The sequence below is a fragment of the Paenibacillus ihuae genome (genome assembly GCF_001368795.1).
In the GTDB taxonomy this organism is placed as follows: Bacteria; Bacillota; Bacilli; order Paenibacillales; family Paenibacillaceae; genus Paenibacillus_AQ; species Paenibacillus_AQ ihuae.
In genome coordinates this window covers 1684761-1692738 of the sequence record NZ_LN831198.1, presented here as the reverse complement: position 1 = coordinate 1692738, position 7978 = coordinate 1684761, and the positions used below count along the sequence as shown (strand labels likewise).

General features: G+C 55.0%; 8 protein-coding genes. 2 read left to right on the top strand and 6 right to left on the bottom strand.

Translation table 11 applies throughout. The annotated features are described in order from the left end of the window. From AQR02_RS07495 to AQR02_RS07485, 3 genes are all read right to left on the bottom strand, one after another. Positions 1–1221: AAA family ATPase (locus AQR02_RS07495; protein WP_148449139.1), on the bottom strand; the 1221-nt coding region annotated here is incomplete at its 3' end. Further along, a complete protein-coding gene (locus AQR02_RS07490) occupies positions 1218–2696 on the bottom strand; it encodes a metallophosphoesterase family protein (RefSeq protein ID WP_082451708.1) in 1479 nt (492 codons plus the stop codon). The genes AQR02_RS07490 and AQR02_RS07495, both read right to left, overlap by 4 nt. A 4-nt stretch (positions 2697–2700) precedes the next feature. Then, positions 2701–3837, bottom strand: coding sequence for a glycosyltransferase family 4 protein (locus tag AQR02_RS07485; RefSeq protein ID WP_054940045.1), 1137 nt, complete (start codon positions 3835–3837; stop codon positions 2701–2703). Between the two features lie 186 nt (positions 3838–4023). Between AQR02_RS07485 and AQR02_RS07480 the strand changes: the two genes are divergently transcribed. Both AQR02_RS07480 and AQR02_RS33020 read left to right on the top strand, forming a co-directional pair. Next, the gene (locus AQR02_RS07480) at positions 4024–5421 is read left to right on the top strand and encodes an RsmB/NOP family class I SAM-dependent RNA methyltransferase (protein ID WP_054940044.1); all 1398 of its coding nucleotides are present in this window, start codon (positions 4024–4026) and stop codon (positions 5419–5421) included. Positions 5422–5527: 106 nt separating this feature from the next. Beyond that, positions 5528–5617 (top strand): YjcZ family sporulation protein, encoded by a 90-nt coding sequence (locus AQR02_RS33020; protein WP_206104282.1) that lies wholly within the window; start codon positions 5528–5530, stop codon positions 5615–5617. A 214-nt stretch (positions 5618–5831) separates the two neighbouring features. Here the strand turns inward: AQR02_RS33020 and AQR02_RS07475 are convergent, their stop codons facing one another. The 3 genes from AQR02_RS07475 to AQR02_RS33695 all read right to left on the bottom strand — a co-directional run. Next, a complete protein-coding gene (locus AQR02_RS07475) occupies positions 5832–6629 on the bottom strand; it encodes a Cof-type HAD-IIB family hydrolase (RefSeq protein WP_054940043.1) in 798 nt (265 codons plus the stop codon). A gap of 123 nt (positions 6630–6752) precedes the next feature. Beyond that, positions 6753–7517 carry a pseudouridine synthase gene (locus AQR02_RS07470; RefSeq protein ID WP_054940042.1) on the bottom strand — a complete coding sequence of 255 codons (765 nt, stop codon included), beginning with the start codon at positions 7515–7517 and terminating at the stop codon, positions 6753–6755. A 3-nt stretch (positions 7518–7520) separates the two neighbouring features. Then, on the bottom strand, positions 7521–7978 hold a 458-nt coding region (locus tag AQR02_RS33695), incomplete at its 5' end, for an RsmF rRNA methyltransferase first C-terminal domain-containing protein (RefSeq protein ID WP_245237194.1).

Below are 7978 nucleotides of genomic sequence, written 5' to 3'. Positions count from 1 at the left end.
CTCCCGGGCCTCCATCCGCCGGTCATAGCCGGCGAAGGCCGCAGCGAAGCGCCGTGCAGCTTCACGGTCCGCTGCTGAGCCGGAGAAGCCGGCAAGCTCCGCCAGGCCCCAGCCAGCACCAATGCTGCGCAGGATGCGTTCCAGGTGTGCCTGCTGGGAGGCAAGCTCGGCTTCCAGCCGCTGCCGCTCAGCTCGCCTGTCCTCATAACTGGACCGCCGGCGGTCCAGCTGCTCTAGCACCGGACCCTGCGCAGCCAGCAGCTCGTCCGGCGGATGCGCTGCAAGCTCGGCCGCAAGCTCGTCTTGCAGGCGTTTAAGCCGGAACACTGCACTTTCTGCGTTCCGGATCTCCCCCTCCAGTGCCTGCCACCGGGCCATCCCGTTATCCGGGAAAGACTCGATCACCGGCAGATCGGCCAGCTCGAGGCGGGCTTCACGCCATTTCAGCCACAGCTCACGGATATCTGCTGCTTTGCGCAGCAGCGCCAGCCTGTTGCCGGCTCCCGTGCGGGATTCCTCCAGCTGCATCAATTTCTGTTCCGTCAATTTAAGTGCCGCCAAATTCTCATTATACCTCGGCAGAAAAGAGCGGCTTTCTGCCATCTCGCGCTCCAGCTTCTCGATTTGCTGCAGAATCTTTGCTGCCTCCTGCACCTTGCCCCGCGGCTTATAAAGCTTCTCTGCATCCTGGATAAGCTTACGCTCGGCCCGCATAATTTCCCCGCCCCCGCCCATACCGGCATGGAACAAATAGCTGCTCATCTCCTCGGACTGCAGCGCGCCGAGCTCCTGCAGCTCGTCAAGCGACACGGCGAACAGCTGGCGGAACATACTTCGTGAGATCCCACCCAGAAGCCGCCGCTCCAGCTCTTCCTGTGTCGCTTCTTCCGTTCTGCCATCGGGATGGCTGACGGTAATACTCAGCTTTTCGCTCCGCCCCTGCAGTTCTCCGCCCGCAGCGTAGCGGCGGATCAACCATCGCGCCCCTTCCCGGTCGTAAGCGGTCAGAACACCCCCATGCTGCCCGCCCTGTACCGGCTCATATCTCTCCGAAGGATTGGCCCTGCTGGGAATTCCGAACAGCATTGCCCGGATAAACTGCAGCGTCGTGCTTTTGCCGGCTTCATTGCGCCCATACAGGACGGTTACGCCTTCCTGCAGCCCGATCTCCCGCTGCTGCAGGCGGCCAAAGCCGCCGATCTGTAACTGCTCAATCCTCATTCTTCAGCCTCCCGCTCCTGCCGGCCAGGCTGCATAGGCACCGCATGATCCGTTTCAGGTATTCCATAACGGACTGAAGCTTCACGCCCGGCTCCTGCCTCATTCCATACACTAGGCAAAGCAACTTCCTCTTGCCGGGCAGCAGCCGCTCCATTTTGGAGCATAGGTCCTGCTGCCCCGCCCTCATCCTCTACTCCGCTAAGCAAGGTAATCCCGAGCTCTGCAGCACTGGTCAGCCAACCCAGCTTCTCTTCTTCTCCGGCGCCGGCGAGCAGCCTGCGCAGCTCCCGGTTCTCCATCAGCGGCTTCAGCGCAGCAGAGAGCAGATCCTCCAGCCCTTCCGAAGATTGCCCGCTAAGACTGGAGAGCCGCAACATTTCACCGAGGAAGCTGTCCTCCTGAAGCAATCGTTCCCGGTCAACCGCCAGACCGGTTTCGACCGCAAATCCTTCGGTCCAGACGAGCCCGGCATACTCCCTGCGTTCGGCTCGGACCGTTTCCCGCCGCTGCAGCTCGGTAAGCAGATCGGCCGCAGCTCCTTTTTCCGCGAGAATCCGGTGGACTTTGCCCCTGCCGGTGAGCCGGAAGCGCACGACAGACATCAGCTGCGGAAGCTCTTCCCGGATATCTTCCACCGCCTGTTCCACAGCCCGTGTCCATTCCGCTTCGTCCGCCAGGCCTTCAATCGGAATCTCCCGCACCTGCCAGCGGACAGAATCGAGTTCACGGAACCGGAGCTGTGTATACCCTTCTTCATTTACTTCAACAACATAGCAGCCTTTAGGACCGGTCTCTTTAACACTTCGCCCTTGAATATTGCCCGGATAGACGATTACAGGATTCTCGTGCAGTATGCTGCGTTTATGGATATGGCCCAGCGCCCAATAATCATACCCGCGCCCGATCAGATCCTTGCGGCTGCACGGTGAATAAGTTTCATGCTGCAGATCACCATCCACATTTCCGTGGAGTAAAGCGATATGGAACAAGGTACTCCCCGGCTTGCGGTTGAACCGCAGTGCCGTATTCTCTGTCACCTTAGCGGTGGGATAGGAAATCCCGCTGATTACAGCAACCTCTCTGCCGTCGCTGCGGCGGCAGGCAACCGCTTGTCCCGGCTCTCCGGCACCGAACACAGTCACATGCTCCGGCAGCTCCATTTGCAGGCGGGGTCCATCGAGCGGATCATGATTGCCATGAATGAGATAGACATGGATGCCGTGGGCACCCAGTTCCCTCAGTGCCTCATAAAAACGCAGCTGACCCTGCAGGGATGCATCAGAGACATCATATACATCACCGCTGATCACAACAAAATCAACTTTCTCCTCAATAGCTACGCCAACAAGCCGCCCGAGGGCGGCGAAGGTGGATTCCCGTAAATAGGAGCGTATGGCTTGCGGAAGCTGCGAAAGTCCGGCAAACCGGCTGTCCAGATGCAGATCCGCAGCATGCAGAAATCGGAAAGGAATCATCTGCTCACCCTTTCGTTCCCGGCTGATACTGCAAATAGGTTTTCTTGAGCTCATTGGCGACACGGGTCAGAGAATAGAGGCTCTTCGCTTTATCCCATGCAGATCTCGACAGCTCATAGCGGTAGCCCGGATCCGTAATCACCTTTTCCAGCGCATCCGCAAGCGCCATCTGGTCATCCGGATTTACCAGCAGGCCGTTCACCCCGTCCTCAATCTGTTCGGGAATCCCGCCTACATTCGTGCCTACCAGAGCAAGACAGCTAAGCGCAGCTTCCGCAAACACCGAACCGAACGCTTCCGCGCGTGACGGCAATACAAAGATATCAAAGAACGGCATAAACTCTTCCGGGTGCAGCGTATACCCGTAAAAAATAGTTTCATTATAAATCCCGAGCTCCTGGGCGAGCAGCTCCAGCTCAGTCCGTGAAGGTCCGTCCCCGATAATATGCAGCACATATTCATGGCCGCGGCTTTTCAGCTCTGCACAGGCTTTAAATAAGGTATCAATCCCTTTCGCCGGCACCAGGCGGGTGACTGTCACAAGTTGCGGAATGCTGTTGTCATGCGGCACCGGTTTAAATCTTTTTTCATCAAAACCGTTGGGAATAATGCCGATCTGATCAGGATGATCAATATAAGGCGCTAAATAGTCGGCGAACGAGCGTGATACCGTCATTAGACGGTCGCTGGCATGCTCCAGCTCGCGGTAAATGGACACCAGAAACTGATGCTCCACGCCGCCCTCTTCAATCACACCATTCAAAATCAGCTCACGTTCATAGCTGGAATGCAGCGTTTGAATGAGTGGAATGTCCGGATAGATTTTTTTCATCGCCAGGCCGGCAATCGGATGATGGGCATGGATCAGATCATATTGATTGTTCATCCGCAGCTTCGTCCACCAGATATAATCGCGGTAGGTCTGAATATATTTTTGCACAACCGGACTTTCGCCGTACAATGTCCAGTCAAATGTATCAAAGACAATCTCTTCGCGTCCCTTGCCCCGAATTCGCTTGGGCAGCCAGAATAAATCCATATCCCAGCGGCTAGAACGGAACCGCTCCTGCAGATAAGGGATCATAGAAGATACGCCACCGGGCTGCTCCGGCGGGAAGAATAGCGCTTGCAGCAAATTCATAAGGTACATCCCCTTTTCGATTGCCCTGATTACGGTGAGACCCGGCAATTATGATATAGTTGTATATATGTACATTTACAGGCACGCTTAGGTCCCATACCTTGATTTTATCGGTATCCACCTGAAACAGCAAGGAATAAGAACACTTGAGCCTGTTTTTTGAAATTAACTAGAGGAGAATGAATTATGAAGGAAGAACGGCTGCCCGCCGCTTATACCACTGCCATGAAAGAGATGCTGGGGCAGGAGGCGGACGCTTTTCTGCACAGCTATAATATGCCGAGGACTCAAGGCTTGCGGTTAAATACTTTAAAAGCTGCTCCCGGCAGCGGTCCCGCTGCACATGCAATTTCACTGTTTGGCCTGACGCCGGTTCCGTGGTGCCCCACAGGCTATTACTATGAAGATCCTGCCCGGCCGGGCAGGCACCCCTATCATACCGCCGGATTATATTATATTCAGGAACCGTCTGCAATGTCCGCCGCCGAGCTGCTGGCCCCGCTCCCCGGTGAAACCGTGCTTGATCTGGCCGCAGCACCCGGCGGCAAAACCACACATCTCGCTTCTTTAATGCAGGGACAAGGACTGCTTGTCTCGAATGAGATACACCCTGAACGGGCCAAAATTCTGGCTGAAAACGTTGAGCGGCTCGGTATTTCCAACGCATTGGTGACAAGCAGCAGTCCGGGGGAATTGTCGCGGCGGTTCCCGGAGGTCTTCGACCGGATTATGCTCGATGCGCCTTGCTCGGGGGAAGGCATGTTCCGCAAAGATCCCGACGCCGTCAGCGAGTGGTCACCCGATCATGTGAAGATGTGTGCAGATAGACAATGGGATATTTTACAGGATGCTTACCTCATGCTGAAGCCCGGCGGCACTATGGCCTACTCGACTTGCACGTTCAACCGTCAAGAAAATGAGGAGACCCTTGCCCGGTTTACAGCAGCTTATCCGGATATGCAGCTCATCACGCAAAAAAGACTCTGGCCTCATCTGGAAAAAGGCGAAGGGCATTTTGTAGCGCTGCTGCGTAAAGCAGCCAATGACGACAGCGGGAGTCCCCGCAGCAAACGAAATGCCGGCAGGGGCAAAAGCGGTCCCTGGCTCACATCCTCCGTACGGGATGCCTATCAGCAATTCATGAACTGGGCCGCGGCCGAGCTTCCCGGGTTTACCGGGCAGGGCGTGCCCCTTCTGTTTGGGGAATCGTTATACTTGCTGCCGGAGTCATTCAGCGAACGTATGCACACCGGCCTGCTGGAAGGTCTCAAGGTCCCCCGTGCCGGCCTGCATATTGCCCACCTGAAGAAGAACCGGATTGAACCTGCCCATGCCCTGGCAATGGCACTGAAGCCTGAGCAGGCAGCACGCAGCTTTGATCTGGCTGCGGACAGCCTGGATATTCAGGCCTGGCTGCGGGGCGAAAGCCTGCCGGTTCCGCCAGAGCTGCACGGCTGGACGCTTGTTACGGTAGAAGGGCTGCCGGTCAGCTGGGGCAAAGCCAGTTCCGGCCAGCTTAAGAACCATCTGCCTAAAGGACTCAGAATCCTGAAAGCCCATCTTGACGGCGGGTTAGGCAGCTGACCAGTTCACAAGGCCTTCCTTCGCATATGATGTCATTATCCCAGGGATGCCGCAGCCAGAGTGCACGGCAATGGGAACTAGACATGAGTTAAGGGAGGAATCAGACATGGGTACAATGCCAGGCTTCACATCGACCGGTGCGATTTTGGTACTCTTCATTTTGCTAGTCATCATTTCCCGTTCGTTGTTTGTCTAATTCCATCCGGAGACACTGCAACAGTGACAACAAGCGGCCGTACCGCCCTATCCAGGGCGGAACAGCCGCTTTTTTGCATGCAATTTACTTTCAGAGCTGCTCCTTACAAATTCCGGTTAGCTCCCCTTTTTTCCACAATCCGGCACATAACAAAAAAGCATAAACCAGCGCTGTCCGGCACCGGTTTATGCTTTAATTCGGTTTCATATGAGGGCTATAAACAATATTTTAAAAGTGCGTCACGCACGCCATGTTCATTATTCGTTCCCGTAACCGCATCCGCAGCCGCTTTGACTTCAAGCGGTGAATTCTCCATTGCAATTCCAAGACCCGCATAAGTCAGCATGGAAATATCATTATAATAATTCCCGATAGACAGCACTTCTTCCCGCTGAATTCCGAGCCTCGCTGCAAGATTCTTCAGCGCATTGCCCTTGGAGGCATCCTGATGCATAAAATCAGCAAAAAACTCTCCGCTGCGCTGGAGGTTGTACTGCTGGGTCCAGGTTCCCCATTCGCGCATCGCTTCATCCAAAATGTCTGCTTGCGTGAATACCGTAAATTTGACGATCGGTTCGCGGAATTCCTCCCATGCAGGCAGAGACGCCGGGACGATCCGGAAATGCTCATACATGAAATGAGCTTCTTTGGTCAGATTATCTGCATTATCAACATACATCTCAAAGGCGGTACTGACATCGAAATGTATATTATACGTCCGGCAATATTCGATATACGGGTCCAGCCCTCGTCCGTCCATACCGTATTGATCAAGCACTTTACGGTCACTTACTGATACCGTCGCGCCGCCATTGTGGCCAAGCACATACCCGGACAAACCCAGCTCTTCCATAAAAGGAATTGAATTCTGCGGACTGCGGCCGGTGCATAATACAATTTGCCCGCCCTTCTGTGTAACCTCGGCAATCGCTTCTTTATTCTGTCTGCTTAAATGATGATCATCATTCAGCAGAGTTCCGTCCACATCCAGTGCAATCAGCTTGTATTTCATATCCACCATCCTTGTCTGTCTGTTTATCTATACAGCTATATTAAGCAAGCTTACCAAAGTCCGGTCAGCGTGATGCCGCACTTTGATTAAGCCTGTATTAAATCGTTTAGCCAGATTCTGCGGTCAATCGGCTGCTCCATCTGCTGTACCGGTCAGCAGCTCCAGTTCCGCAGCGGTTAACTCCCGGCAGGCACCCAGCGGCAGACTTTCATCCAGCTTCAATTCCCCCATCGATACCCGCTTCAAAAAAGTCACCTTTTTCCCTACGGCGATGAACATCCGCTTCACCTGATGGAATTTCCCTTCCGTAATGGTAAGAGAGATCTGCGAGATCGTCTTACTGCCGCGTTCCCGGCTGAGAATCGATAACTGAGCGGGCAGTGTGACATATCCGTCATCCAGCTCGACACCTGCGGCAAACGCCGCGACATCATCGGCATCTACCTCTCCCTCTACCGTTGCCTCATAGGTCTTCGGCACATGCTTGCGCGGGGAGAGCAGCTCATGGGCAAGCTTGCCGTCATTGGTGAGCAGCAGCAGTCCGACGGTATCCTTGTCCAGCCTGCCGACCGGAAACGGTTCAAACTGCGCATGCTCCGGCTTTAGTAAATCAAGCACTGTCCGGTCCCGCTTGTCTTCAGTGGCAGACAAGACGCCGGGCGGCTTATTCATCATCAAATACACATATTCACGGTAGCGGACCGGTTCACCGCCCACCTCAATCTCGTCTTGGTAGGGGTCCACATGAAATCCGCTGTCTTTGACCACAGCACCGTTCACAGTGATTAGCCCCTGCTTCGCCTGTTTGCGGATATCACTGCGGGAGCCAATACCCATATGGGACAGCACTTTATCAATCCGTTGTTTCTTATTTCCTGGTGCGCTCATGCCTTAAGTCCACCTCCAGCCTGCGGGATATTCATTCTTAAGCATACCTTCCTGCCATTTTGCCCAGCCGGCACTGAAACCGTCGATACAGACAAGTACATACCCCTTGCTTGTACTTCCGGTCTTCACGGACAGGCGCTGCTCAGGAATAGCCAGCGTTTCGCCTTTTAGATAGGACACCGCTTCGCCGTTCCTGCTGGATAGAGACAGGCTACGGCAGCACTCAGCCGGCTGCAGTGCAGTCGCCAGCGGATGGCCTGGAACAAACCGGCCGCTGCGCACATGGCCAACATACCAGCCCGGGCGGATCGTCTTTAGTCCATCCAGCGCTTCCTTTGGCAGAGGGGAGATGTACAGGTGATCGCCGAACATCACCGGATGACCACCCGGCTGCCAGCCTAGCTGCTCCCTGCAGAACTCGGCATAGGCTGTAAGCGCAGCCTCTTCCCCGGATCCCTGCG